Source organism: Rahnella sp. CJA17(1/100) (assembly GCF_963881615.1).
Taxonomy (GTDB): domain Bacteria; phylum Pseudomonadota; class Gammaproteobacteria; order Enterobacterales; family Enterobacteriaceae; genus Rahnella; species Rahnella aceris.
Genome location: NZ_CAWOJA010000051.1, coordinates 1 through 530, shown reverse-complemented (window position 1 = coordinate 530; position 530 = coordinate 1). Strand labels below are relative to the sequence as shown.

Genomic DNA, 530 nt, shown 5'->3' with positions numbered 1-530 from the left:
GTTCAACTAAGCTTTCGGCATGCACTATATCGTGGCGTTGTCCTTCTGATAAATCAAAGCAAATCGGCAGACCACCACTATCTACGGCTAAGTGAATTTTGGTTGAGTTGCCCCCGCGACTTTTTCCTATTTGCTCTGAGCTTTCAGTAGCTGCACCTGTACTATGCTGATGCGCTCGAACTATAGAGCCATCAAGCAAGACCCATTCAAAATCAGCCATGCTAGATAAGCTTTTGAAAAGTTTATCTAAAATCCCTTTCTTCGACCAAAGATTAAATCGTCTGTAAACGGTACTCCACTCTCCGAACTCAGAGGGTAGATCTCGCCAAGGAATACCTGTTCTCATTCGATAAAGTATTCCTTCAAATGTCATTCGATGTTCAGTTTTATCGTAAATAAGACCTGTACTTTTCATAACTTGGAGTAGCAGTTCCCAGCGAATATCAGTTAGCATTGTTCTTGGCATGGTATTGGTTATGGTTTTACTTTTGGCGAAGCAAATTATAACTCTTTACCATGCTGTTCAAAAA

The 530-nt window shown here is 40.8% G+C and carries 1 protein-coding gene; it reads right to left on the bottom strand.

Features of this window, described 5'->3' with window-relative positions; translation table 11 throughout:
- A partial coding sequence (locus AACU55_RS19100) for an IS5 family transposase (RefSeq protein ID WP_134707159.1) occupies positions 1 to 466 on the bottom strand: 466 nt, incomplete at its 3' end.
- Positions 467 to 530 lie beyond the last annotated feature (64 nt).